The 26,651-nt window shown below is 37.8% G+C and carries 28 protein-coding genes; 10 read left to right on the top strand and 18 right to left on the bottom strand.

Going from position 1 to position 26,651, the window contains the following annotated elements; genetic code table 11:
* Positions 1-58: 58 nt before the first annotated feature.
* On the bottom strand, positions 59-550 hold the full coding sequence (locus CJ191_RS04895) for a cupin domain-containing protein (protein WP_070468517.1): 492 nt from the start codon (positions 548-550) through the stop codon (positions 59-61).
* Positions 551-1,067: 517 nt separating this feature from the next.
* Between CJ191_RS04895 and CJ191_RS04890 the strand changes: the two genes are divergently transcribed.
* A complete protein-coding gene (locus CJ191_RS04890; RefSeq protein WP_102199143.1) occupies positions 1,068-1,859 on the top strand; it encodes a formate/nitrite transporter family protein in 792 nt (263 codons plus the stop codon).
* Positions 1,860-1,962: 103 nt separating this feature from the next.
* Here the strand turns inward: CJ191_RS04890 and CJ191_RS04885 are convergent, their stop codons facing one another.
* From CJ191_RS04885 to CJ191_RS04850, 8 genes are all read right to left on the bottom strand, one after another.
* Positions 1,963-2,913, bottom strand: coding sequence for a type I phosphomannose isomerase catalytic subunit (locus tag CJ191_RS04885; protein ID WP_070468521.1), 951 nt, complete (start codon positions 2,911-2,913; stop codon positions 1,963-1,965).
* Positions 2,914-2,918: 5 nt separating this feature from the next.
* Positions 2,919-3,302, bottom strand: coding sequence for a DUF956 family protein (locus CJ191_RS04880; protein ID WP_070468523.1), 384 nt, complete (start codon positions 3,300-3,302; stop codon positions 2,919-2,921).
* Position 3,303: 1 nt separating this feature from the next.
* A complete protein-coding gene (locus CJ191_RS04875) occupies positions 3,304-4,251 on the bottom strand; it encodes a PTS system mannose/fructose/sorbose family transporter subunit IID (RefSeq protein ID WP_102199142.1) in 948 nt (315 codons plus the stop codon).
* 12 nt (positions 4,252-4,263) lie between these two features.
* Positions 4,264-5,073 (bottom strand): mannose/fructose/sorbose family PTS transporter subunit IIC, encoded by an 810-nt coding sequence (locus CJ191_RS04870; RefSeq protein ID WP_102199141.1) that lies wholly within the window; start codon positions 5,071-5,073, stop codon positions 4,264-4,266.
* A 19-nt stretch (positions 5,074-5,092) separates the two neighbouring features.
* On the bottom strand, positions 5,093-6,082 hold the full coding sequence (locus CJ191_RS04865) for a mannose/fructose/sorbose PTS transporter subunit IIA (protein ID WP_102199140.1): 990 nt from the start codon (positions 6,080-6,082) through the stop codon (positions 5,093-5,095).
* Between the two features lie 445 nt (positions 6,083-6,527).
* Complete coding sequence (locus tag CJ191_RS04860) at positions 6,528-7,370, bottom strand: MetQ/NlpA family ABC transporter substrate-binding protein (protein ID WP_102199139.1); 843 nt, start codon at positions 7,368-7,370, stop codon at positions 6,528-6,530.
* 202 nt (positions 7,371-7,572) lie between these two features.
* On the bottom strand, positions 7,573-8,793 hold the full coding sequence (locus CJ191_RS04855; protein ID WP_070468532.1) for an LL-diaminopimelate aminotransferase: 1,221 nt from the start codon (positions 8,791-8,793) through the stop codon (positions 7,573-7,575).
* A 70-nt stretch (positions 8,794-8,863) separates the two neighbouring features.
* Complete coding sequence (locus tag CJ191_RS04850) at positions 8,864-9,238, bottom strand: MerR family transcriptional regulator (RefSeq protein WP_070468534.1); 375 nt, start codon at positions 9,236-9,238, stop codon at positions 8,864-8,866.
* Between the two features lie 213 nt (positions 9,239-9,451).
* Between CJ191_RS04850 and CJ191_RS04845 the strand changes: the two genes are divergently transcribed.
* On the top strand, positions 9,452-10,357 hold the full coding sequence (locus CJ191_RS04845) for a cation diffusion facilitator family transporter (protein ID WP_070468535.1): 906 nt from the start codon (positions 9,452-9,454) through the stop codon (positions 10,355-10,357).
* A gap of 90 nt (positions 10,358-10,447) precedes the next feature.
* On the opposite strand, the gene CJ191_RS04840 is transcribed toward CJ191_RS04845, so the two are convergent.
* Entirely contained in the window at positions 10,448-11,632 is a 1,185-nt protein-coding gene (locus CJ191_RS04840; RefSeq protein WP_070468536.1) for a MalY/PatB family protein, read from the bottom strand.
* 219 nt (positions 11,633-11,851) lie between these two features.
* On the opposite strand from CJ191_RS04840, the gene dhaM reads away from it, so the two are divergent.
* The 3 genes from dhaM (at position 11,852) to dhaL (ending at position 13,907) form a co-directional block, all read left to right on the top strand.
* Positions 11,852-12,238: a dihydroxyacetone kinase phosphoryl donor subunit DhaM gene (gene dhaM, locus CJ191_RS04835; protein ID WP_070468537.1), complete on the top strand. Its 387-nt coding sequence runs from the start codon at positions 11,852-11,854 to the stop codon at positions 12,236-12,238.
* 76 nt (positions 12,239-12,314) lie between these two features.
* Positions 12,315-13,307, top strand: a complete 993-nt coding sequence (gene dhaK / locus CJ191_RS04830) for a dihydroxyacetone kinase subunit DhaK (protein ID WP_102199138.1) — start codon at positions 12,315-12,317, stop codon at positions 13,305-13,307.
* Positions 13,308-13,331: 24 nt separating this feature from the next.
* Positions 13,332-13,907, top strand: coding sequence for a dihydroxyacetone kinase subunit DhaL (gene dhaL / locus CJ191_RS04825; protein ID WP_102199137.1), 576 nt, complete (start codon positions 13,332-13,334; stop codon positions 13,905-13,907).
* Positions 13,908-14,226: 319 nt separating this feature from the next.
* Here the strand turns inward: dhaL and CJ191_RS04820 are convergent, their stop codons facing one another.
* Positions 14,227-16,350 carry a copper-translocating P-type ATPase gene (locus CJ191_RS04820; protein ID WP_102199136.1) on the bottom strand — a complete coding sequence of 708 codons (2,124 nt, stop codon included), beginning with the start codon at positions 16,348-16,350 and terminating at the stop codon, positions 14,227-14,229.
* Positions 16,351-16,770: 420 nt separating this feature from the next.
* Between CJ191_RS04820 and CJ191_RS04815 the strand changes: the two genes are divergently transcribed.
* The 3 genes from CJ191_RS04815 (at position 16,771) to CJ191_RS04805 (ending at position 18,712) form a co-directional block, all read left to right on the top strand.
* Positions 16,771-17,445 (top strand): deoxynucleoside kinase, encoded by a 675-nt coding sequence (locus CJ191_RS04815; protein ID WP_070468541.1) that lies wholly within the window; start codon positions 16,771-16,773, stop codon positions 17,443-17,445.
* Positions 17,446-17,473: 28 nt separating this feature from the next.
* Positions 17,474-18,139, top strand: coding sequence for an HD domain-containing protein (locus CJ191_RS04810; RefSeq protein ID WP_070468543.1), 666 nt, complete (start codon positions 17,474-17,476; stop codon positions 18,137-18,139).
* Positions 18,140-18,208: 69 nt separating this feature from the next.
* Positions 18,209-18,712, top strand: a complete 504-nt coding sequence (locus tag CJ191_RS04805) for a nucleoside 2-deoxyribosyltransferase (protein ID WP_070468545.1) — start codon at positions 18,209-18,211, stop codon at positions 18,710-18,712.
* Positions 18,713-19,020: 308 nt separating this feature from the next.
* On the opposite strand, the gene CJ191_RS04800 is transcribed toward CJ191_RS04805, so the two are convergent.
* From CJ191_RS04800 to CJ191_RS04770, 7 genes are all read right to left on the bottom strand, one after another.
* Positions 19,021-20,040 (bottom strand): branched-chain amino acid aminotransferase, encoded by a 1,020-nt coding sequence (locus tag CJ191_RS04800; RefSeq protein WP_102199135.1) that lies wholly within the window; start codon positions 20,038-20,040, stop codon positions 19,021-19,023.
* Positions 20,041-20,300: 260 nt separating this feature from the next.
* Positions 20,301-20,993 (bottom strand): LrgB family protein, encoded by a 693-nt coding sequence (locus CJ191_RS04795; protein WP_070468549.1) that lies wholly within the window; start codon positions 20,991-20,993, stop codon positions 20,301-20,303.
* Complete coding sequence (locus CJ191_RS04790) at positions 20,993-21,361, bottom strand: CidA/LrgA family protein (protein WP_070468551.1); 369 nt, start codon at positions 21,359-21,361, stop codon at positions 20,993-20,995. The genes CJ191_RS04795 and CJ191_RS04790 overlap by 1 nt, the downstream gene beginning before the upstream one ends.
* Positions 21,362-21,389: 28 nt before the next feature.
* Positions 21,390-22,214 carry an immunity protein Imm33 domain-containing protein gene (locus tag CJ191_RS04785; protein ID WP_070468553.1) on the bottom strand — a complete coding sequence of 275 codons (825 nt, stop codon included), beginning with the start codon at positions 22,212-22,214 and terminating at the stop codon, positions 21,390-21,392.
* A gap of 70 nt (positions 22,215-22,284) precedes the next feature.
* Positions 22,285-23,466 (bottom strand): alpha/beta fold hydrolase, encoded by a 1,182-nt coding sequence (locus tag CJ191_RS04780; RefSeq protein WP_102199134.1) that lies wholly within the window; start codon positions 23,464-23,466, stop codon positions 22,285-22,287.
* A gap of 127 nt (positions 23,467-23,593) precedes the next feature.
* A complete protein-coding gene (locus tag CJ191_RS04775; protein ID WP_070468555.1) occupies positions 23,594-24,118 on the bottom strand; it encodes a threonine/serine exporter family protein in 525 nt (174 codons plus the stop codon).
* Positions 24,118-24,894: a threonine/serine exporter family protein gene (locus CJ191_RS04770; protein WP_180960934.1), complete on the bottom strand. Its 777-nt coding sequence runs from the start codon at positions 24,892-24,894 to the stop codon at positions 24,118-24,120. Before CJ191_RS04770 ends, CJ191_RS04775 begins: the two co-directional genes overlap by 1 nt.
* A 168-nt stretch (positions 24,895-25,062) precedes the next feature.
* Between CJ191_RS04770 and CJ191_RS04765 the strand changes: the two genes are divergently transcribed.
* Together CJ191_RS04765 and CJ191_RS04760 are read left to right on the top strand one after the other, a co-directional pair.
* Entirely contained in the window at positions 25,063-25,716 is a 654-nt protein-coding gene (locus tag CJ191_RS04765; RefSeq protein WP_102199132.1) for a deoxynucleoside kinase, read from the top strand.
* 265 nt (positions 25,717-25,981) lie between these two features.
* Positions 25,982-26,497 carry a type 1 glutamine amidotransferase domain-containing protein gene (locus CJ191_RS04760; RefSeq protein ID WP_102199131.1) on the top strand — a complete coding sequence of 172 codons (516 nt, stop codon included), beginning with the start codon at positions 25,982-25,984 and terminating at the stop codon, positions 26,495-26,497.
* Positions 26,498-26,651: the final 154 nt, after the last annotated feature.

Genomic DNA, 26,651 nt, shown 5'->3' with positions numbered 1-26,651 from the left:
GAAAATTATGTTAAATATGTGCCCAATTTTTTAAGAATCATTTAAGGACTACTAGTAATTAGTCTTCTAGGGTTAGGCGATGAATAATATCTGAGTAATCTGGATATGCTTCAAGTAAATCAGATCGTTTAAATAATTCAAAGTCATCATATTCAAAGCCTGGACTAACCATACATGAAACTAAGGCATAGCTGTTATCTTCTTCAACGCTTGAGCCAAAAATCGTATTCTTAGGAACCACGGCTTGTAAAACTTGCCCTTTTTCTACATCTGTTCCAAGAGTAACTTGTTGGTAGTCGCCTTCAGGTGTAATCATATGAACAGTTAATGGGCTACCATAGTGGTAGTACCAAACCTCATCGGCAGTTAACCGGTGGAAACGTGAAGGATTATTGCTCGTTAACAGGAAATAAATGCTGGTGTATAAAGCACGTGGTTGCTGTCCTTCTAATTGAATAGTCTGATCAGATTTTAGAACCTGATAGAAAAAGCCTCCTTCTTCATGACCTGCCATATTATAGTGATCGATCCAAATTGATTTATCTTTCATTCATTGTCGCCTCCAAATATTTGCTTTTCACCTTCAATAGTATCTATTTTATCAGCACTTTGCACGACTTTTGTTAAAGAACCAGAAAAATAGAAGATTGTTTTACAACTTTCACGAGAAAGTTGTAAGTGGAAAGTAACAAAAAGACACTTTTAAGAATATTGTGAAACTTTTATCATTAAATGACCTTTTTTATCTTATACCTGATAGAATATATTATTTCCGTATACTTATTGTGTTTTTTACGATTTTCTAACATTGAAACAAAAACTGTATATGATAATAAAAGGTTATTTTATAGCGGTAAAATATAAATAATAAATTCATTTCAAAATCAAAGAGTACAATCGAGTACAAAATTCTTTATATTGTGAAACATTTATCATGGAATCACTATTTACATAACTTAAAAATAGGAAATATATGAATTTTAGAAACAATCGCCTGCATTCTATGGTAGTCTATCCTTGAGAGAAGATTTTCCTAATATTGAAAAATGATGACAAGGAGTTAAGATATGAGCGACAAGCCTATTTCAAATTTTATGAATAAAATCGATGGTGCAGTTAGCAAAAAAGAGACCCTTTTTGACCAATCAAAAACAAAATATTTGTTGAGAGCAATATATGCGGGGTTTTTCTTAACCTTACCAACCGCAATCGGCATGATACTTTGGGATGTCATTGCTTTAGACTATCCTCCTTTGGGTAAAATCACTTATGCCCTCATATTCCCCATAGGATTAGCAATGATTATTTATTTAAACGGTGAACTAGCTACTTCAAATATGATGTACCTCTTCACAGGTGCTCATCGTCGAAATTTAACATGGTCAAAAGCTTTAACAATCATCGTTATTTGTACGCTAATGAATTTACTAGGTGCTATTATTGTAGGTATTCTTATTGGCAATTCAAGTGCAGCACATTATTTTAATGCCGACTCAGCGCTAATGACAGTTATTAACGCTAAATTAGATAAAGATATTTGGACCTTATTCATAGATGGGATTCTTGCAAATATATTTGTAAATATCACCATCATGGGACAAATGAAAATGAAAGATGATACTGCACGCTTGTTCTTCATTATTGCTGTTATTTTTCTCTTTGTTTATGGTGGTTTTGAGCATATTATTGCAAACTTCTCCCTAATGAGTTTAGCTTTCTTCTCAGGTAATGAGATGAATTTAGTCGCTGTGTTGATGAATTGGACTATCGCCTTTATCGGGAATTTAATAGGTGGTGGTGTCATTATGGGGCTGGGTTATAGTTTCTTGAATAGTCATGATGCCCCTTATCTTGACTAACCGAAGTTCACACTGCCACTTCCTTAACTAGAATATATTAAAAATAGCCCAAGGGATATGAAAGCCAACGCTTATCCCTTGAGCTATTTTTGTATGCTAAATTTTATGCTTCTTCTGCAACCATTAAACTGAATTGACCGGTAAGTATTACCTCACTTAAACCACTTGGCAAGATAAAGGCATCAGCTGCTTTTACAGCCCAAGTTTTGTCACCAACCGTTACTTGCCCTTGACCATCAAGAACAGTACATAATTGGTACTTGTCAGATAAATTGATATGCAAATTATCCTCGACTGTCCATTTTGCCACAGAGAAGTATTCGTTAGTCCAAAATTCTTGGATTGATCCACCTGGTAATTCGGTTGTTCGTCCATCTGCTAAAGTATCTTGGTGAGGGAACATGGTCACATCCGCTGATTGTTGGATGTGTAGGTCACGTTCATTACCTTGCGCATCTTTACGTCCATAATCATAAACTCGGTAAGTTGTATTAGAACTCTGTTGTGTTTCTAGGATTAATACGCCACCACCAATAGCGTGGATAGTACCAGCTGGTACTGCGAAAAAGTCGCCAGCATGAACAGGTACCTTTCGTAAGAGTTGGTCCCACTCATTGTCCTCAACCATTTCTAGAAATTGTGCTTTGTTCCGTGCATTATGGCCGTAAATTAGGTAAGCACCTGGATCAGCATCCATAACATACCAACATTCAGTTTTCCCAAGATCATTTTCATGCGCTAGTCCATACGCGTCATCAGGATGAACTTGTACGGATAAGTCTTCTTTAGCATCAATAATTTTAATTAATAATGGAAAACGATCAGTCGCTTGACCTAGGAACAAGTCTGGATGTTGATGGTATAAATCAGAAAGTGTTAGACCAGCAAGAGATTCCGGTGATGTCACAACAGATTGCCCATGTTCATGTCCTGAAATGACCCACGCTTCTCCCGTTTGGTTTGATGGGATATCCAATTTAAATTGACTGCGTAATTTCTGCCCACCCCAGATTTTTTCTTCTAGGTAAGGCTTTAAGAATATGGGTCCTTGCATCATCACTACTCCTTGTCTTTTTTTCGGCGTTTAAAAGGATTTTTAAACAGATTAGCCAGGTTACTTTGTTGTGCGACAAATTTTTCTCGGGGCAGATACTTGCGCATTGCCCGCAGACTATCTTTAGCTTCATCAACAACAAATTCCAGGAGTTGCCCTTCATCGGTTTCAAAATAGAAGCCGCGGACATATCGTCCTTTGAAGAACATTTGCACGCGAATACGTGAAATGTTAACCCATGGAATTTGAATGAAGCCTGGTCCGTTCTCCTCACGAAATTCGACACCCTTATCGCCCACCATCAGTAAACCTGATTTGGGATCGATAGGATTAATCATCGCATTTGCTTTGGAGACGAACGTTACTTCAGTATTTAATTGAGCTGTCATCTTAACCCATGATTCCTAGTACGTAAAGCACGATACCGACCGCAAAGATAGAGAAAATCAAGGTAGTTGCGCTGACTTTACGTTTTAATAAGTACATACATAATAAGGTTAATAGTAACGGCATCATACCAGGTAATAATTGGTTAAATACATCACCTAATGTTGTTTGGGTTGTTGTATTCACTAACTGACCTGATGAAATTTGATTAATCACATCACGGAAGCTATCTGCAGTGACGTTATTGTTATTAGCTGCTTGAACTAAACCATCAAAGTTTACAATAGCGTCTTCTTGATTGGTTACTTCAGAAATGACTCTTGGGAAATTCATTGTTGTCCAACGAGGTACCAATACCCCCATAACGAACATCCCTAGAATAGATGCCCCAACAGTGATTTTTTGAATAATCCCACCAGATAAGTCTTTTGTAATTTCAGAACCGGCACGGTAACCTAATTCTTGAGTATACCAAGTGAAGGCTACACGGATTAAGTTCCAAAGTACAAAGAATAGAATCGGTCCAAGCATCGATTGACTTAAAGCAAGTGATGCAGCAAAAGCACCAATTACTGGACGTAAAGTACCCCAGAAAATTGGGTCACCCACACCAGCAAGTGGTCCCATCATACCAACTTTAACCCCTTGGATGGCTTGGTCTTCAATATCTGTACCATTGGCCTTTTCTTCTTCCATAGCTAAAGTTACCCCTAAAATAGGTGCTTCAACATAAGGGTGAGAGTTAATGAATTCCAAGTGACGTTGTAAAGCTGCTGTACGTTCTTCTTTACTTGTATATAATTTTTTGATTGCTGGGGCTAGTACATAGGCCCAACCAACGTTATGCATACGTTCGTAGTTCCATGAAGCTTGAACGAAAGTTAATCGCCAGTTTGCAATTATACGGTCTTTTTTCGTTAATGATACACGCTTTGTTACTTCTTCAGTCATGTCTTCCCCTCCTTAATAATCTTCTAAAATGGCATCTAATTGGGCCTCAACTGAACCTGAACCACCAGATCCTGAACCGCCACCGCCATTAAATTGTGGAGATAATTCAATGTAGATAAGTGCTAAGGCAACACCGATAATACCCATTGCCACTAAGTTTAATTCTGTTACAGCTGCTAACGCAAAACCAATAAAGAAGAATGGCCATGTCGTTTTTGTTGCCATCATGTTGATAACCATTGCGTAACCTACAGCAACGATCATACCACCACCAACAGCTAAACCACCTGTAATCCAGTCTGGAATAGCAGCTAACGCACCTTGCACAGCTGAAGCTGGTAAGGCTAAAGTAGCGATTGCTGGAATCATTACACGTAAACCTTGTAAGGCTAAAGCCATCATATTTGCAGATTCAACACCGCGAATAGAACCTTTTTCCGCTTGAGCATCCGCATAATGCGCCAAACCTACTGTCATTGTACGAACGAAGATTGTTAATACTTGACCAGCGATTGCTAAAGGCACTGCAATTGCAATACCTTCAGATACAGAAGCACCTTTAGTTAATACTAAAATACCTGCGATTACACCTGCTAGAGCGGCATCCGGCGCTTGCGCTGCCCCGATATTCATCCAACCCAAAGCGATTAATTGTAATTGACCACCTAATAGTAATCCTTCTGTTAAGTTACCTGTTGCAAGACCAATTAATGTACAAACAAGAATTGGTTGGTGTAATTGGAAAGAGTCCAACACACTTTCAAAACCAGCGAATAATGCAATAATACAAATAGCTATAGCTGAAAAAATTGAAATATCCATCTTTCTGTCGACCTCCCTTTTAAATTAAATCATGATTTTTCAACAGTTTGTCTAAGTTTTCATCTGAATCTGCTGGGACTTTACGCACATCAAATTTAACCCCTAGGTCTTTTAATTTTTGTAAAGTTGCTACATCTTCTTCGTCTACAGACAATGATCTTGAAATCATTGTTTTCCCTTTAGTGTGGGCCATTGACCCTAAGTTAACTTCCTTAATATCTACACCAGCTTCAATTGCTGCTAATACGTCTTGTGGAGTTTCAAATAATAATAATGCCTTTGTATTACCAAAACGTGGATCTTTATCAACTTCAGCTAGTTTAGATACTGGAATAGTGTTTGCACGAATACCTGATGGTGCAGCTTGTTGAATCAATGATTTTCGCATATCATCTTTAGCTACTTTGTCAGATACGACAATAATACGGTTAGGATTTACTGAACGTACCCAACCAGTAGCTACTTGCCCATGTAATAAACGTGTATCTACACGCGCTAGTACATACTTGATTTTGCCGTCGCCTAACACTGTACCCGGTTTTAAGGTACCTACTTGCGCTTCTTCGCCTTCCTCATTAGCTGCTTCAGCTGGGGCATCAATACCTTCACCTAGCGCTTCAGGTTTTACACGAATACCTGCCACATCTCTTGTTAAAATGTGTTTGGCAACATCTGCTACTTGGTCAGAAGCAAAGCGTTGTCCCAAAGCTTCCAAGAGCATCGGTAGATTTAATCCACTTACAATTGCCGTACGTTCTGGCATTTCTTCGTGAATTGCATTGGCCTGGTTGAATGGTGACCCTCCCCACAAATCAACTAAAAATAGAATTTGTAACGTATCATCGAAAGATTCGACTGCTTCCAAAAGGTGGGCACGTAAATCATCTGGCCCTTCTTCAGGCATAAAGGTCACTGCTTGCAGATTTTCTTGCTCTCCGAAAATCATCTCAGCAGATTGTTTAATGCCTTCAGCGAACTTACCGTGACTCGCTAAAATAATTCCTATCATCCTATTAAACCTCCCTAAATAAAATTTGGACACCTGTATCCGTTTCCAAGTATATAAGTAAAATCTTCCAAATACAATCATAAAATACTAAAGAAAATCAGGATTTTTGTCAAAATCCGTCATTTTTTTGCAAAAGATTGCGAATGACTAGACTTTAAAACAATTAAACAGACTCTTTTACTCAAAAAATAGTTATAAATGCTGTTAAATCAGTTTTTTTCTTAACATGTTGTATAAGTTATAAAGTTTGCAAATTTTTCTTTTATCTTTCGATTAAAGTTTTCTCATATATATCAAAAAATGCGCAAAATCAGATTTTGTATAGATTCTGTACTTTGCGCATAATTCATTCCTTGTATAAAATAATACCAAATCTAACCAGAAAAGTCATTTCACCCTACAATGATGACAGAAAATATGACACTGATCTTGACATACCTATTACTTAATCTACTGACCATACTTCTTCAATAGGGATTTCTACTTCTAACTTTGTCCCATCAAAAGTTTCAGCAATAAATGTTTGGACTTCATCAGAATGGTATAAAGCACTTAGTTTCTGTAGATTTTCGTCATCTTCATTACCGGCTGCAGTAGCAATCACATTAATTGTGCCATTTGCATGCTCATCTAATTCTTCCACATAAATCGCATCTTTCGTAACATTTAATCCTGATTCTAGGGCAATCGTATTCCCTATGACCGCCAGATTTAAATCAGATAAACTACGGGCTAATTGTAATTCATCTACCTCAATAAATTCTAAATTTAGGGGATTTTCTGCGATATCGTTGATTGTTCCTGCATTAGGATCAAAGTCATCCACTAAAGTAATGATACCAGCACCTGCAAGTACCGATAATTCACGGGCTTGACTAGCACTATTAGTAGAAATTCCGACTAAATCTCCCTCAGCCACCTGATCAATGGCTGTATATTGATCAGAGTAAATTCCCATGGGTTCTCGGTAAGTTGTCGCAATTGGTACTAGTTGGTTGGTTGAATTTTCATTGAACGTTTCCATGTAACCTAGATTCTGAAAGGCGTTAGCATCTACCTCGCCTTCAGCCGTTGCAGTATTCGTTTGAACCCCATCACCATCAATTGAAATCACTTCAATCGCTAAACCTGCTTCTGTAGCTGCATCTGACTCTGCTATATAGTCCCATATTTCTACATCCGACCCCCGTGACGCAACAGATATCTGATCCAACTCTGCTGATTCACCATTGCCACATGCAGCTAGGAAAAAGGTAGCTCCTGTTATCAACCATAAAGCTTTCTTCATCATTTATTCCTCCCAAAACTTTATTTAAAGCCATTACTGCCATCTTAACATGTCTAATTAGATAGCTAGTTTATGCATAATCACTCAAGAATAATCGATAAAAGCGATGATTGAGTGAATAGGAGGATAAGTAAATCTATACACAAGCAAAAAAAGGTCTGCGATATTGATACCACAGATCCTTTTCCCTTGAAGATGATATTTATTTGTTTAAAGCTTTGATACGTTCAACAGCTTCTGCAGTTTTTTCGTATGTATTGAAGGCTGTTAATCGGAAGTAGCCTGCTCCTGAAGGTCCAAAACCAACACCAGGTGTCCCAACAATTTGAGCATTTTCTAGTAGAAAGTCAAAGAAGTCCCATGAATCCATGCCTTGAGGTGTTTTCAACCAAACGTAAGGGGCGTTCACACCACCAAATACTTCATATCCTGCTGTTTCTAATCCTTCTTTGATTAGGCGAGCATTGCGACGGTAGTAAGCTAACATTTCTTCAATTTGCGCTTTTCCTTCTTTAGAATAGCTCGCTTCTCCTGCACGTTGCACGATGTAAGGTGCACCATTAAATTTCGTTGAAACACGACGTTTCCAAAGATCTAATAAAGATACCCCATCAATTTCTAGCTCTTTTGGAATAATGGTTGCGCCTAAGCGTACACCAGTAAATCCAGCTCGTTTTGAGAATGAACGGATTTCAATCGCACAAGTACGTGAACCAGGTAATTCAAAAATGGAATGTGGTACATCCTCCTCGGTAATAAATGATTCATACGCTGAGTCAAAAATGATAATGGCATCATTTTCGTTTGCCCAATCCACCCATTTTTGTAAGTCAGCTGTATTTAAGGTTGTCCCTGTAGGATTATTTGGATAGCAAAGGTATACTAAGTCAACTGGCTCCTCAGGTAAAGCTGGTTTAAAGTTATTTTCCGCTGTGGCTGATAAATAAACTAAATCAGACCATTTACCAGTTTCTTCATCATAGTCACCACCACGTCCAGCCATGATATTCGAATCAATATACACTGGGTAAACTGGGTCTCCAACAGCAATTTTGATGTCTGGACCAAAAATTTCTTGGATATTTGAAGAATCAGATTTAGCACCATCAGAAATCACGATTTCATCCACTGCTATATCTGCACCACGTGCTGCAAAGTCATTCTTTTGAATAGCTTCTCGTAAAAAGTCATAACCATGATCTGGCGCATACCCTTTGAAAGTGGCAGCATCCGCTTGTTCGTCAACAGCCTGGTGTAAAGCTTCAATAACTGCCGGTGCTAAAGGTAGGGTCACATCACCTACACCTAAACGAATCACGTTTTGATCTGGATGTGCTTTTTCATAAGCTTCTTGACGACGTTTTACTTCTGCGAATAAATAAGAGCCTGGTAATCGTTGGTAATCTTTATTAATTTGGTTCATAAAAAATCTCCTCTATATGATATATACTAATTTTTTAATCACTTTCACGCCATCTTCAACTAACCGAGGATTAACGAAATGGATAATCTTGGTCGGCTCCAGCATTTCGGAAACCACCTTGATTTAAAATCTCATTATATAGAATTCGGCGGACATCTTCATCGGTCAGCTGCTTTGTATCCGTCACCTTAGGTTGTGTATGTTGACGATTATACGTATTGTAAATTGCTTGAATACTCATGCCTTCATTTAAATAATCTTTGATTTCTAATAATCGATCGACATCATTCAAGGAATACATCCGACGGTTTGTTTCTGAACGTTTTGGCTTAATTAACTTTTGCTCTTCATAATAACGTACCTGTCTGGGTGTCAAATCTGTTAGCTGTACAACTGTCCCAATTGGGAAAACTGCTAGTGTACGTCGTAGCTCTTTTTCCTTCATGCCAACTCACCTTCATTCTTTTTTAATTGTATTTTAATCTCATGTTATATTACTTGACATATTAAGTCAATCATAATTTTGATTAATTTCATATAGAAATGATTTAAAGAAAAATGCGTTAAAAACGCTTGAATAATAGATTATGAGTACGTATAATGGAAAGAATTGATTTTTTTCAATGTGTTATCAGTTATTAAAGGAGTGCTACCAACAGTGAACAAGCAAAATTTTTCCCCTAAACAACAGTCTAACACCACTAAATCAACCCAACATTATGCTAGAAGAGGCATTTACTTAAGCATTGTAACTTATATCATTATTTCTACTACTAAATTAATTGTTGGTTATAGCTTTAACTCTGATGCTGTATTTGCTGATGGTTTAAATAACTTTACTGACTCTTTCACATCCATTGTATTACTTGTGGGGATGATTTTATCTCAGCGTCCTGCTGACCATAACCACCGTTACGGTCACTATAAAATCGAAACCCTTACAACCCTCATCATGTCCTTTGTCATTCTGTATATCGGGATTACCGTAACCATTGATTCAACTACTGCTTTGATCAATCAAGAGTACGCCACACCAACTGTGATCAATGCTATTGTTGGTTTAAGTTCAGGTTTTATCATGTCAGGCGTATTTTGGTACAACAACCGTCTAGGTAAAAGATTGAATAGCCCTAGTTTAAAAGCCTCTGCTAAAGATAACTTATCGGATGCGCTGACTTCTTTCGCCACAGCGCTATCCGTTGTCCTTAGTCGTACTGGCATCGTTTGGTTAGATGGCGCTATGGCTATTGTTGTTGGGTTAATCATCATTAAATCAGGTTACGATATCTTCAAAGAATCTGCCTTTTCACTTTCAGATGGCTTTCCTCAAGAAGCATTAACTACTTATCGCGATATCGTTGAAAAAATCCCAGGCGTACAAGCCGTATCTGATATTCGTGGCCGCAATTATGGTGCTAATGTATATATCGACATCACCATCTTGGTTGATCCAAATATCAGTGTCCAAGCAGGTCATGATATCACGGAGCGTGTAGAAATCGTCTTACAAGATACGCAAAATGTCACCGCAACCGATGTTCACGTCGAACCTTTCAAACAATAAATGGGTAAAAACACCTCGATTAACTGACCTAACGTCAGATAATCGAGGTGTTTTTCTTTTTCAATTAGATGAAAATTTAGTTGCTCTTTATTATGATGCTTCTTGAATAGCTTTAATTAAATTATCTGCAGCTTGACCAATAATTTCTGGTGTAGTCGCTAAGTTAATGCGGATATGCGTTTCATCCGTTTTAGTTGGCCAATATAAACTACCGTAATTAACGCCTAAACGTGCCTTTTCTTGTACTACATGTTTTAAATTATCTGCTGAAACATAAGCGCCCAAATCAAGCCAAGCTAAATAGGTACCTTGTAAATCAGCAATAGTCACTTTGGGTAGAGCTTCTTTTAATTTATCTTTTAATAATAGATAGTTATCCCAAATGACCTGATTCACCCCTTCTAACCAGTCAGCACCATAAGTATAAGCTGCTTCTGCCCCGATATAACCAGCAGGTTGTCCAACTGTTAAGTGGATACTATGTAAGTAAGCATCTAATGTTTGGCGTAAGGTATCATTTGGTACGACTATGAATGAATGGTTTAAGCCCGCTAAATTAAATGTTTTAGATGGTGAGGCAAAAAGCACATATTGATCAAAGTCTGGGTCAATCGTCCCCACAGCAACATGTGTATGTCCAGGCATAATTAAGTCACGGTGGATTTCATCAGTAAATAACAATACACCATATGTTTGGCACAGTTCAACAACTCGTGTAACCTCATCTTTAGTCCAAACACGACCAGTTGGGTTCTGCGGTGAACAAAATAGAAATACTTTAATATCATCATCTTTAAAGGCTGCTTCCAGTGCATCAAAATCCATAGTATAACCTGTAACATCATCTCCTAATAGATCTTGCATCACTAAAGTCCGGTTGGCTTCTTCAATTACCGTACGGAAAGGATTATAAACAGGATTTTGAATTAAAATTTTATCGCCTTCTTCAGTAAACGCTTGTAAGCCAAAGGCGATCCCTGTACAAACCCCCGGTGCAAATCGATACCACTCTGCCTTCGTTTCATAATTGTAGTGCGCTTTCGTCCAATCTACAATAGCTTTATAGTAAGTTTCTGGCACTGAGTAATAACCATAATATTGCTCTTCAACAAAAGCGCGCAAAGCAGCTTGAATTTCTCTTGCGGGTGCAAAGTCCATATCCGCAATCCAAACAGGCAATAAATTATCCTCGCCAAATTGTTGAGGCAAGTCATGCCACTTCATTGCTTTAGTGTTTGAACGATCTGGGCTATAATCTTTTAAAATATCTACCATTTTCCTGCCTCCTATAATTGTTTACCCTTATCTTTGTTATGCTCATTCTATCATACTCCTCAACTGTTTGATAAAAGGGACAATCGTTTACTTTTAATCGTTTTAGCCTATCAAAAAAATAACTTCTAATAACTGTTACTTGTTGGAAGAGATTTTTCTTGTTAAAATGTAAGCGTGTACAGATAATTTGAAGTAACTTACATTTGGAGGCTTTCGCATATGACAAATCTATTAATATTAGTGTCCCATAGTCAAACCATCACAGAAGGTTTAAAAGAATTGCTTGAAACCATGGTACCTGATGATAACAATACCTTTTCAGTCATATCTGCAGGTGGTACCGATGATGGTGAGATAGGTACATCCGTAAGTAAGATAACAGATGCCATTTTTGCCAATTCGGATAAAGAAATCTTCATCTTTACGGATATGGGGTCTGCCGTCTTATCTGCTGAAACTGCCCTAGACTTCGTCGAAGATGACCTAAAAGCCCATGTTCATTTAGTTGAAGGTCCTCTTGTAGAAGGTGCTTACATAGGTGCTGTTCAATCGACGATCAACCGGACACCAGAGCAGATTTTAGTAGCCATTAAGGAACAAAGCTAAGCATTCTCACGTGTGCTTATATTATTTAAAATTGTTGATGATAACTATATTGTCTAATCCCTAAGGAGGTTTTTTCATGAAAAAAATTATCAACCAGCCCGGTGATGTTGTCAGCCAAATGGTCAAAGGTTTAGCCAGTGCCCATGCGGATATTCTTGCCCAAGTGCCAGATACTCAAGTCCTATACCGGACAGTAGAAACGCCTGATATTGTGGGTATTGTTTCTGGTGGTGGATCTGGACACGAACCGAGTCACGCAGGTTTCGTCGGTAAAGGGATGCTATCAGCTGCCGTTTCTGGAGAGGTCTTTACTTCCCCAACACCAGACCAAATTTTAGAAGGGATAAAAGCTGCTGATAATGGGGCTGGTGTCTTCGTAGTCATCAAAAACTATACCGGAGATGTGATGAACTTTGAAATCGCTCAAGAATTTGCGGAAGCTGAAGGTATTGAAACCGCCGCAATCATCGTGGATGACGATATCGCTATGGAAGATTCTACTTATACTGCCGGTCGCCGCGGGATTGCCGGAACAGTCTTCATGCATAAAATCCTAGGCTACTACGCAGATCACGGTAAATCTCTAAGTGACTTAAAAGCCATTGCAGAAAAGGTGAATGACAATCTTAAATCTATCGGTCTTGCTTTGACAGCTGCAACCGTTCCTGAGGTAGGGAAACCAGGTTTTGACATTGCAAATGATGAATTTGAATATGGTATTGGGATTCACGGAGAACCAGGTTACCGTCGTGAGAAAATCAAGCCTGCAAAAGAAATGGCTGCGGAATTAATTGGCCGACTAAAAGAAGAATTCAGCTGGTCAGCTGGAGACCGTTTCGCTGTATTGGTCAATGGGATGGGGGGTACTCCATTAATGGAACTTTACCTATTCTGGAATGATATTCAAGAACAGTTGGCAGATGAAGGGCTAGAAATTGATTTTGTGAAGGTAGGAGACTTGATGACCTCACTGGAAATGCAGGGGGCGTCTCTAACCTTGCTAAAAGTCGAAGATACTGACTGGGTACAAGCACTACAAGCACCGGTAAATACTGCTGCCTGGGGATAGTTTAGTTAAGAGAGGATGTCATATATGGATGTAAATGAAACAATGACTTGGTTAGACCAATGGTTTGACCGTTTAATAGAAGAAAAAGCTTATTTATCTGATTTAGACCAAAAAATCGGTGACGGAGACCACGGTAACAATATGGCTCGCGGTGCAGTTGCGACTAAGGAAGCCTTAAAAAATAAACAATCTGAGGATGTATCTGCTCTTTTTATGACTGTTGCACAAACCCTCATGAGTAAGATTGGTGGTGCATCCGGTCCGTTATATGGTTCTGCTTTCCTAGCTATGGCAACAACAGCTAAGAACTCAGATAATATCGCGGATATTTTTGCAGCTGGGTTAGATAAAATTCAACAAAGAGGTAAAGCAGAACCTGGTGAAAAAACGATGGTTGATATTTGGCATCCGGCAGTTGAAGCCCTTAAAGCTAATAGCTTAAATCAAGAGGTTTTAGATGAGGCTTCTGCTAAAACGACTGAGCTTAAAGCAACAAAAGGTCGTGCTTCTTACTATGGGGAACGGTCTATTGGTGAACCGGATCCAGGAGCCGAATCAAGTAAATACTTATTTGAAGCCTTAATCCAGGCAAATGTTTAATCGTTATTACAAAACCCCTTCTGACATTTTGGTGTCAAAAGGGGTTTTTATATCATTTATGGCCTTTATAATAATGGTTTTTTCATCAAAATAGGAATTCTCAAGCGTATCGTTGAAACAAGTCATTCTTCAACATCGTGCGATATTCACATCAATTAACTCAATACAATGACGGGCGCCCTAGAACTTGGTTCATCCATGTAATGAATTACACGGTTTTCTCAAAGAGTACCTTTTAATAAATTAATCAAATTTTGGCATAGTAATGATAATACTAATAGGAAACACTATTTAGCATGTACATCATTTCTACTCTAATTTATTTGTTCTGCACCTTCTTATAAGTACGATGCAACATCCGTGCATTCACTGCACAGACAACGGTAGACAAGGACATAATAATAGCTGACAAAGCTGGTCCAAGGACAATACCTAATCCAGCTAACACACCAGCCGCTAGTGGAATAGCCACCACATTATAGCCCGCTCCCCACATAAGGTTTTGGTTAATTTTTTGTTTGGTTGCTTTTGATAGGTTCAGGATATTTAAAACATCATGGATATTTGAATCAACCAAGATGATATCACCTGTTTCCCTTGCTACATCTGTCCCTGCACCAATAGCAATTCCTAAATCAGCTTGCGCGAGAGCTGGCGCATCGTTAACACCATCACCAACCATAGCAACACGTCCACCGTCAGCTTGTAGTGATTTGATTTTGTCGGCTTTTTCATCTGATAAAACTTCTGCGAAGACACCATCTAAATGAAGTGTTTCTCCTACTGAATCTGCAACTTGTTGGTTATCACCGGTTAACATCAATACTTGAATGCCTTTATTTTGCAATTCAGCTACCACTGCTTTAGCCTCTTCACGAACAATATCGGATACTGCAATAGCACCCACTAGCACCTGGTCATAGATGACAAAGACAATGGTTCTACCTTTAGAAGCAGAAGCTTCAAAGGCTGCTTCATCAAATGTATAACCTGCTTGTCTAGTAGCTTTCGGACTGAGGATTTGAATGTTTTTCCCATTTACAGTCCCTTCAAGCCCCTTACCGGTTAAATTGTGATAATCAGCAACCTGTAATTTTTCAAGCTTTCTACTTTCAGCTTCTTTCACGATACCTCGAGCAATTGGATGCTCAGATTGACTTTCAATCGCGTAGACAATTTGCAAAAGAGACGTTTCATTAAACTTATCATCCATCACAGTAATCTCATCTACCCCAAATTCACCTTGAGTAAGAGTACCTGTTTTATCAAAAACGATCTTATCAATCTTATGTGCATCTTCAAAAGCGATACGGTTTTGAATAAATAAACCAGATTCAGCAGCTAAGGACGTAGATTCAGCATTTACCAAGGGAACTGCCAGCCCAAGTGCATGCGGACAGGCAATAACAAAGGTTGCTACCATAAACTGTAAGCCCATTAAATAACCGTCAACACCCGTCCACGCAACAAAGGCGATAATCCCTGCAACTAAAGCGATATAAAATAGATATTTAGCCCAAACATCAGCAATTGATTGTGCCTTAGATTTTTGTGCTTGCGCGTCAGTAACTAAGTTAATAATTTGCGCTAAATAAGTATCTGTACCCGTTTTCGTTACAGTAGCTTTTAGAATACCATCCCCATTAATAGCACCCCCAACAATCTGCGCACCCGCTTCTTTTAATACGGGGACAGATTCGCCAGTCAACATTGATTCATCTACTTCAGAATGCCCTTCATAAACTGTAGCGTCGATAGGAATCTTCGCACCTGGCCGGATGAAGATACGGTCGCCCTTCTTCAATTGGTCGACTTTTACTTCACTTGTTGATCCGTCTTCATGAATCACTTCAGCATCTGATGGTAAGAGCTTGGCTAGTGATTCAACGGCATTACCAGCTGACATTTGCGCCTTCATCTCAATGTAATGTCCCGCCAACATAATCAATATCAAGCTAGCAAGTTCAAAATAATAGTTCATGCCACTAATGAAGAAGGTGGTTAAAACCGAATAGACATAAGCTGCGACAATCGCTAGAGAAATCAGCATCATCATACCCGGAACCCCTGATTTCAATTCATGCCAAGCATGACTTAAGAAGGGTTTACCTCCGTAAAAGAATACAATAGTAGCAAGGCCAAATTCTAAAAGCCCTTGCCCAGGAAAATCAATATGATAACCAAGCAAGTGCATCGACATAGGTGCAATAATTGCTAACGGGATAGATAATACCAACACTACCCAGAAACGTTGCTTAAAATCAGCCATCATATGAGCGCCATGTCCACCATGTCCATGACCACCGTGATCACCGTGACCACCGTGATCACCGTGACCACTATGATCATGGTGGTTATGGTTATGCTCTTCGTGATGCATATGTTCGTTGCCATGATCATGGTGCATATTGTGATGATGTTTTGCATTATTATCTTTATCCAATATTCTCTACCTCCATACTATGTAATCACTATATAATCGTAAATTATGTTTACATTTGTAAACTGTACTTAATTCTAGTATAGTTTTATTCTTTTGAAAATGCAAATAGTTTTACCTATCCTATCTTAAAAGGGATAGGTAATGGCGTCCTGAAATTTCTTATCACTGAAATTTATAAAATACAGAGAAGTATCTTTCTTTTCTTTTACTTTTTGACCCTTGCATCATTATAAATGCCTCTTGTATGAAGTACTATATATGTTATATTATTGTTATACAAACACTATATATTGTGTTATGTGCTTTTTTCATGGTATAGCAAGAAGACACTACTCATGACAAAAACAGTTCACATATGATTACACTAAGATACCTTTACCAATAAAAGGTTTTCTTTTTTTAAAAGTTAGGAGTTATATAATGACAATGATAACCGTTGGTGGGATGATCGGACTAGGTAAAACCACCGTCACAAATTTAATCAGAGATGAATTAGACTTTAAACCCTTCTATGAATCAGTTGAAGATAACATTATGCTGCCCTATTTTTACAAAGCCAGTCCAGAAGAGCAATTGCTGAAGCGTTATCCATTTTTAACACAATTAGATTTTTTGAATTCACGATTTAAAACAATCAAGCAAGCTTCTAGGGAAGATAAGTCGGTTTTAGACCGATCGATTTTTGAAGATTGGTACTTTGCAAGAGTGAATACTGATATTGGACGTATTAGTGAAGAAGAATTTTCAATTTACGAAAATCTATCTCGTAATATGATGGAAGAATTATCCGAAATTCCGCGCAAGCATCCTGATTTAATGCTATATCTACATGGTTCTTTTGAAACTGTTATGACCCGCATAAATAATCGTGGACGTGACTTTGAACAAGGGGAAGAACTTATCGACTATTACCACCGCTTATGGTCTGGTTATGATAATTGGGTGAAAAATCACTATCATCAATCTAAAGTGATGTTCATTGATATGGAAAAATATGACTTAGTCAAGTATCCCCACCATCAACATGTCTTAATTCAAGATATTAAAAACTTTATGATTGCAAATGATATTGTGACTGCTGACGCATTTGAATAGCAAACTGTTTGTTTAAGGAGATGAACAAATGGAAATGGTAATACGACTTAAGAAAATTCAAGATTTTGTAAGAGAACGCATGGCTTTTGACCCTACTGGTCATGATTACTGGCATGCAGACCGAGTTGCTAAACTCGCTAAAGCCTTGTATATAGCAGATTATGGTGATGGTAATACTGAAGCTTTAATCGTCATTGAAGCTGCTGCATATTTACATGATACAATCGATGACAAGCTCGTTTCAGATATTATTTTTAGCCAAATGGAAGTTGAACAATTGTTAGATACGTTACACCTTTCACCAACTAGTCGAGAAAATATTCTTTATACCATACAACATATGTCCTACTCAAAAAACTTAACTACACAGTATGATTTGTCAGTTGAAGGCCAATATGTTCAGGATGCAGACCGAATCGATGCCCTTGGTGCAATGGGTATTGCGCGCACTTTTGCCTATGGCGGTCACGCTAATAATGAAATTTATAATCCAAATATCCCTGTGATTGACGTGAAAAATAAGGATAATTATCGCAACCATCCTTCCACTGCAATTAATCATTTTTATGAAAAACTACTAAAACTGGAACATTCTATGAATACAGAAGCTGGTAAAGAGATTGCGCATGAACGAACACTCTTTATGCGACAATTTCTTGACCAATTTATGACTGAATGGCAAGGAAATATTTAAACATTTTACATTATTTATTGTAGAATATCATTAGCAAGTATTTTTAAATTTAAGAAAGAGGTTATATCATTGGATAAACGTAAAGACATTTCAGCAAGCACTAAGCTATATCTAGCAACGCCTTTTTTCAATCCTGACCAAGTTCGCCGTGTAGAGGAAGCGACAAAAGCTTTAAATGCAAACCCAACTGTTGATGTTGTTCATTTCCCATTTGATCACCAATACAAAGATACATCTTTTGACCGTGATCCAGAAGGTATTTTTGGTTCATTTGAATGGCAAGTAGCGACTTACCAAAACGACCTATCTGCAATGAATACTGCAGATGCTGGTGTTTTCTTATATGATGTTGAAAATGTTGATGACGGCACAGCCTTTGAGTTAGGTTTTATGCGTGCGATGCACAAACCAGCTATCGTTGTCTTATTAAGTGAAAATGGTTTAGAAGGTAAAGAATTAAACTTGATGATTGCACGTGGCGGTACTTACTTCATGACTGACATCAATGAATTAGCAACCTATGACTTCAATCACTTCCCAACAAACCCACTTCCAGACATGGATGTTATCTAAAAATAGAAATAAGAGGCTGGGACAAAAATATCTCAGCCTCTCTTTGCTATATAAGAACGTTTATAATTGAGTTCCAAAAGTCAGCATTGTCCGATACTTCCCAAATGACGCCAATAATATTTCATTATTGTTCGCCCTTTGGTCCAGTACGTCAATTCTAAACGACTTTTGTCTCACCTTCTTTTTGTATATCAAAAAAGCATGAAAGGAATATTACATCCCTTTCATGCTTTTAATATTTCATTCAAAATCAAACAAACAATTCATTTTTTTAATAGGCTAATCACTATTGATCGTTCTAGTCTGATTTAAACTTTAACAATCCAACCTTCAGGTGCTTCAACGTCACCATTTTGAATGCCCACTAATTCATCATACAATTTTTTTGTGATTGGGCCTACTTCAGTTTCTGAATAGAATACATGTTTATGGTCGTTATGCGTAATAAATGATACTGGTGAAATGACAGCCGCTGTACCACATGCTCCTGCTTCACTAAAGCGGTCTAAATCATCAATATACACATCGCCCTCTTCAACTTCTAAGCCTAAACGATGTTGAGCTAACCAAAGTAATGAATACTTAGTGATTGACGGTAAGATTGAAGGAGACTTAGGGGTTACAAATTTATTGGTATCTTTTTCAATCCCAAAGAAGTTTGCAGAACCTACTTCTTCAATTTTTGTATGTGTAGCCGGATCTAAATATACAACGTCAGAATAACCTTTTTCTCTGGCTTCGATACCTGGTTGTAAACTACCCGCATAATTTCCGCCAACCTTCGCTGCACCTGTACCATGAGGTGCCGCACGATCAAATTCAGATGTTGTAAAGGCTGTTGGCACCATTCCACCCTTGAAGTAAGGACCAACAGGCATGGCAAATACTGTAAAGATATATTCTTTTGCTGCATGTACACCAATATTGTCTCCTACGCCAATTAAAGTTGGACGAAGATAGAATGATGCACCTGTACCATATGGTGGCACATATTCGGCATTGGCTTTAACTACTTCTTTAACCGCGTGAATAAAGTCTTCTTCTGGTACTTCAGGCATCACTAAACGGGCTGCTGATGCATTTAAACGTTTCGCATTTTGGTCAGGACGAAAGATTTGGATATCACCTTCTTTTGTTTTAAATGCCTTCAACCCTTCAAAAGCGCCTTGTCCATAATGTAAGATTGGTGCCCCTTCTTCAATCTGAATCGTATTTTCAGTTTCCAAACCACTCTTATACCATTCGCCATCTTTCCAATAGGCACGCCAACGGTATGGCAAGTTCATATATTCAAAACCTAATTCTGCCCATTTGATATCTACTGTCATGTTGCTCATCCTTTCAAATCATGTGTTTATGTGCAATTTATGTCGGTTTAGATAGCATTTATCTTCATGAATAGATCCGTCATACAATGCATCAATATGCTATAAGTTTAACACTATTTATGAGAAAAAGGGTAGTATATTTCCAATAAAATGAGAATAAATCTAATTTTGTTTTTTGCCTTTTAGAGACAAATAAAAAGTGTCGTCCAAAATAGACAACACTTTTGGAAATATATGTAGTCATTAATACTTCCCTATTCTTATAGGAAACCTGCGACGATTGGTACTAAAATAGCAATCACAATACCAGATATTACCATGGCGATACTAGACATTGCACCTTGAAGTTCATTAATTTTCATTGATTCTGCTGTACCCATGGCGTGACTTGAAGTCCCCATAGCTAAACCACGTGCAAAATATGAATCAATTTTTAGCAGTTTGAAGATCCATTCGTTCACCACAACACCAAAGATACCCGTCAAAACAACTGAACCGACAATGATTGGTGTAATACCACCAATAATTTCGGTAATATCAATAGCGATCGCTGTTGTTACTGATTTAGATAATACCGAACGTAAAATTTCTTCCTCCATATTAAAGATAAGCGCAACAATCAAGACACTCGCAACAGCTGTAATCATCGCTACCACAACTGTAATGATAATTGTCCAGAAATTTTCTTTTAAAATGTGTCGTTGTTTATATACTGGAATCGCTAAAGATATCGTTGCTGGTGTTAACAGATAAGACACAAAGCTCGCACTCTCTTGATAAACAGGCACATTCACCTTGCCAATAACTAAGATCGCAATAATTAAAATCACTGCGATTAACAATGGGTTAGCAATCGGTGATTTTAATTTCTTGTTTATCCACATGGCAATCATATATACACCTAAAGTTAGGAATAAGCCAAACGAGGGGAATAAATCAAATAAACTATTCATTATTTTTCTCCTCCGTTCTTAGCATTCTGACGTTTTTGTAGTGATTGCGCTATAAGACCAGCAACGATCATTACAAGAATAGTTGTCACCGAAATAATCACTGACCAAGATAACAAATGCGGCTGTAAACTTGACCAAGAGGTAATAAAACCCGCACCTGGCACTACGAACATGGCAGGCATCACAGCGATTAACCATTCACCAACATTTTCAACTTGTTCCAGCTTAATCACACCAGTCATTAAGCAGACAAATAATATCAGCATGCCGTAAATCGAGGCTGGCAATGGTAAAGGTAATGTGTGTGATAATACTTCAGCGATTAAAGTAATCATAATAATAATAAAAGCTTGCTTGAGATACTTCACTTTTTAACGCTCCATTCTGTAAAATCCGCTAAACCATTTTGGCTTTGCGATGATGCATCACGAGGTTGGCATACTCATTTTTGATTGCATGAAAGTCGTCAACATTTAACCACTCATACATTTTGCCCCCATACATCGTCAATTGTTGTTCAGCAACCGCTGTCCCATCGTGCTTTAAGTTAGTATAATGGTAAACATAAGCATTGGCTTTCTCTCGGTTTAGATTAAAGTAATCCATCATGATGCCCACGATATCATCCAATTGCCCATCTGATAAGGTCATATGCAGGGATTTATTTCGCATAGCTACGAAGCCAAATAATAGGCCAGCATTCATAAAAATTTCTATATCTGATAGATTTCCTGCATCGTTTGTATGCATTAAATCTAATAGTTTCAGCATATCTACTTTTTCAGCTGATAATTGTAAACTTTCAGCCATAGCATTAGGGCTTGATATTGTTGTAGCCTCATTAAAATGTTGCGCGAAGACTTTTGACGAATGAGGTAAGTCTTTATAGTTAGTTGCCGGTACAACTCTTTCAAAGGTATCGTTGTACACGAAATATTTGTTGCCATCTTTACTGGCTAATTGAAAATCAGCTCCTTCTGGATACCAATAAATACCCGCTACAGTTGGTTCCAGTTCAGCGACTTTATTAATATCGACAAGAAGTACACTCTTTCCGTCCATAATTTCAGTTTGCGTATCCGTCGCAGCAAAAAAACGCCAACCACTATCACTTGGCATCAAGCTCTTTTCACGGAAGGCCCATAATAATGGTTGCTTACCTTCAAGTAGGGCTACTGAAGCTAAACAATTACCGCCGTTTGGAATCAATTGCTTGGTCATATTTATCCTCCGCATATTATTGTATAGATTTGTCTGTATACATTTTAGCATAAATATTGGTAAAAAATAATCATCCATTTGCCGAAAATGTCCGGTTTATAATGGTTGTTAGCGATTGTATAAAGTCCTTTTCTTGATCGATCATTGGGGTATGCCCCGCATCCGGTATAATGATCATTTCTTTTGTCGGTGCTTGAACCCTTTCAATTAATTTTTCTGACTGAATTTTTGGTACTTGGATATCATTTTCCCCAGAAATTAGATAAAATGGCACACTCAATTCGAGGTCCCTTGCATAGATATCTATCGCCAATAACTCTCGATACAAACGCTGGTTAAGTAGCATACGGTCTAGCATTTCCTGATCATTTTCAGATAGTTTATCTATCTTATTGGTTAACAATAAAGGTAAATATTGGACAAAATCAGCTGTTCCAAACCCTAATTCACGCTGAACTGACCGTAAAATCGCTGCCTCATAAGCTAAAGTCAAAAAATCATTTGGATTAGGATAGTCAGTTGAAATCTCACTTAATTGATCAAGTAGATCTTGACGTCCTAAGCTTGTCGCCAATTCGCGCGTCTGACTTAAAGCCACTGCCTCATCCTCAACTGGCGTTACCACTTGTCCAATGCCCACATAAAAAGCCACATCATCTGGATAGTCAAGCACATAAGAAGCCCCTAATGCTGCCCCCCATGAATGACCAATAATACCCACTCGATCAACCCCATAACGGGCCTTGGTATAAGCAACTAAATCTGTTAAAGAAGCCTGTAAATCGATTATATTAGGTTCTGCACTTGGATTAGCTTCATACGTTTTTCCTGCACCAATCTGATCCCAAAAAAGTATATTCACTTGATCATATAAACCTGCCAAAGTATCCGCCTGGTCCGTATATGAAAATCCTGGTCCTCCATGAAGAAAGATCACCACCGGTAAGCCCTCACCCTGACCCACCTCATACACATACTGGTCTAGCCCATTCAAACGCAAAAAATGACTCTCTTGAATGCCTGAATCTCTTAGTTCAACCGCCGGTAAATCAGCCTCTTTTACATTAAATTGCTTCAATACCTCTTCTCCATTGGCCCCAAAAGCTTCCGTGAAAAAGTTCTCCTCTTCATCCAAGCTAGAAACTTCTTCACCAACATTCGCCGTATCCAAATCTACACCCGTATCCTGGTGATTGAACCCACAACCAGTAAGTACAATACTGGTTACCAACAATATAAACCAGTTTTCCATACTGACTCCCCCTCTTTTCTATCATTATAATAGAAAAAGACGCAGTGACAAATCACATACGTCCTAAAATTGAAATGGCCATCCGCTGTCAGCTTATTTCGAATTATTATATAGAAATAAGTCTAATCTATTTAATCTTTTTCTCGATTTTCTTTTCACTTTTCTTCCCTACTTTAGGTATCACACGGTAGTTTTTCCGGATAAATTTTGGGAACTTTTGTTTATTAATAATTTGTATAAAAGTATCTGATGTATAAACTGCAAGCGCAATCGCCAAGGCAGTAAATAGTGTACCTCCTAGTTCAGTAAGGCCTTGAGCTGTATCTCCTTGAATAAACGCTAACGCCGTTCGATACATGCCCCCTCCTGGCACAAAGAGGAAGAACGCTGGAATAAAGAAAACTGTTACCGGTTCTCTGAAAATACGTGCATACATTTGAGAGATTAACGCAATAACCAAAGAACCAAAATAAGTCGCCATTGTTATTGAAAAACCACCAATATGTAAACTTATCAAATAACTAGCCCAACCAGCAACATTAATGAAAGGTGTCCAAAATAAAACTTTTCGTGGCCCTTCAATCGTTAAAATTGCGAACAAACCTACCCCATAAGCACCTATTAGTTGGAAAATAATATCCATTGTAGTCATTAATATAAACCTCCGATCAACGCCAGACCCAGTGCAGCGCCTAAGGCAATCATTAAGGCGTTCAAGAAGGCCTCTGTTGCTCTAGAAACACCCGCAATGTAATCCTCATGAAAAATATCTCGTAAGGAGTTCGTTATGGCTGTACCTGGAACCATTGGCATCAATGTAGAAATAATTACAATATTGATATCTGTATTCGATAATACATAGGCTTGCATTAAATAAGCAGCCACTGTTACAACAAGTGCTTGAATAATATTTGAAAAGCCTTCACTAATATAGTATTTATCTTCTAGACGGTATAATAAGGCTAAAATAAAACCATTCATTGTACTCATGATTAATTCGTTAATACCGCCCCCAAAAAGGAAAGAGAAGGCTGCAGCTAAACCAACTACCCCAATGGATACTTGTAATTTTGAATATTGCGGCTGATGGAATCGAATAACCTGTAACCGCTCATAAGCTTCGTCAATTGACATATTACCGGAAGTCAATTCACGTGAAATATGATTCACTTGGGTAATTTTATTTAAATTGTTAGAACGGCGTGTAATTCTCTTAATACCAGTAAACCCAGAACCTTCAAAAGATGGGTCATCAAGGGTTATATATAAACCTGTTGAAAGCGAGATTGCCACGGCATATGCTGCATTTGATGTTGTTAAAATACGGTTCATCGTATCTTCAACACGATATGATTCTGCATTACTTTCTGTCATAATTTGCCCAGCTAACAAGGCAGTTTCTAATATTTTCTTATTTAAATCTACCATCTTGACCCACCCTTTCTCATAATCCACGGCTATTGTACCATAGGTCATCAAAGAATAAAGCGGTCATTTACCATGTAAACGTATCCTTTTCAACAAGTCTCTTTATCCAAGTCAGGTCAAATTTATGCTATAATTGCTCCGACTAATTAGATGAAGGAGCAATTGAATATGATTACCATGGCAGGCATGATCGGTGTTGGTAAGACAACCTATACCAACCATATGGCAGAAATATTTCAAGCAGAACCTCTTTTTGAGGAAGTATCAGAAAATCCAATTTTGGATGCATACTACAACGAACCAACGAAATATGCTTTTTCACTGCAGATTTACTTTTTAAACCAACGCGTTAAAAGTATTAAACGCGGGATGACATATGAACGTGCAATCTTAGACCGGTCAATTTATGAAGATGCTTTATTTACGCAGGTAAATAATATGAACGGCAATATATCAGATGTAGAATGGGAATTATATCAAGATTTATTAGCCAATATGATGGATGATGTTCGTATTATTTCAGAATCAACCAACCAATCACCAGAATTACTTGTTTACTTACATGCGCCTTTCGATTTAATCCTTGAGAAAATCAAGCGTCGTGGTCGTCCATACGAACAAATAGAAGGTCGACCAGATTTACTAGCCTACTATAAGCAACTGCACACCCTATACGATGAATGGTACGAAAACTATGACCATTCAGCTAAAATGGCTATTGATGTTAGCCAATACGATATCCTAACTAGTAGTGATCAAGAGATCGTTGCCAAGAAGATCCAAGACAAATGGTCTACACTCTTAGAAAATTCACCATCCTAATTTATTAGAAAAAGAATCTATTCATTTAACGCTGACTTTAACCAAGAAATATTATTAGATATAGCGCTGCAATCACAGCTAGAAAGTTGAATACTTAAACTATATTGACCTATACATCTAATTAATTACTCAATAATGGGCAAATAAATAATTTTAAGCGCTTATTCATTATAGAGGGCAAATACGTTTATAATTCGTTTCCTTTGCATGATATAAATATATCCTTTAGTATATAAGTGTCAAAGCTTTAAGGAGGCTATAAATTATGGCAAGAATTGCAACTGTATTGGCTAACTTATTTGAAGATTCTGAATATACTGAACCAAAGAAAGCTTTAGAAGCAGCTGGACACGAAGTCGTCACCATCGGAATGAAAGCTGGTGAAACTGTTCGTGGGAAAGCTGAAGGAACTGAGGTAACCATTGAAAAATCTATCGATGAAGTAGAAGCGAAAGATTTCGATGCCTTATTAATTCCTGGTGGCTATTCGCCTGACCAATTACGTAAATATGACAGCATGTTAGAATTTGTACGTCATTTTGACAGCAACAACAAATGGATTTTCACTATCTGCCATGGTCCTCAATTATTGGTAAATGCCGAAACCTTAAAAGGTAAAGACATTACCGCAGTGAAACAAGTGGCCATTGATGTGAAAAATGCTGGTGCAAATTTCTATGATAAAGAAGTTGTGATCGATGAAGCTGGTAAATTAATTTCAAGTCGAACACCTGAAGACTTACCTGCATTTGATCAAGCTATTGTCGATGCACTAAAATAAGATAGCATAAATTTTATCGCATGATGCTAAGCAAAGCGTTGCACCAAAACCGGTGCAGCGCTTTTTTATTTAAAGGTATAAATGAGTATTCAACGTAGCATTTTAGGAAATATAGAACTTCTGCTTTGACCTAAAGTAGACTTTAAGGTGTAGG

The organism is Aerococcus viridans, assembly GCF_002871935.1.
GTDB classification, from domain to species: domain Bacteria; phylum Bacillota; class Bacilli; order Lactobacillales; family Aerococcaceae; genus Aerococcus; species Aerococcus viridans_B.
This window is presented reverse-complemented; position numbering and strand designations above follow the sequence as displayed.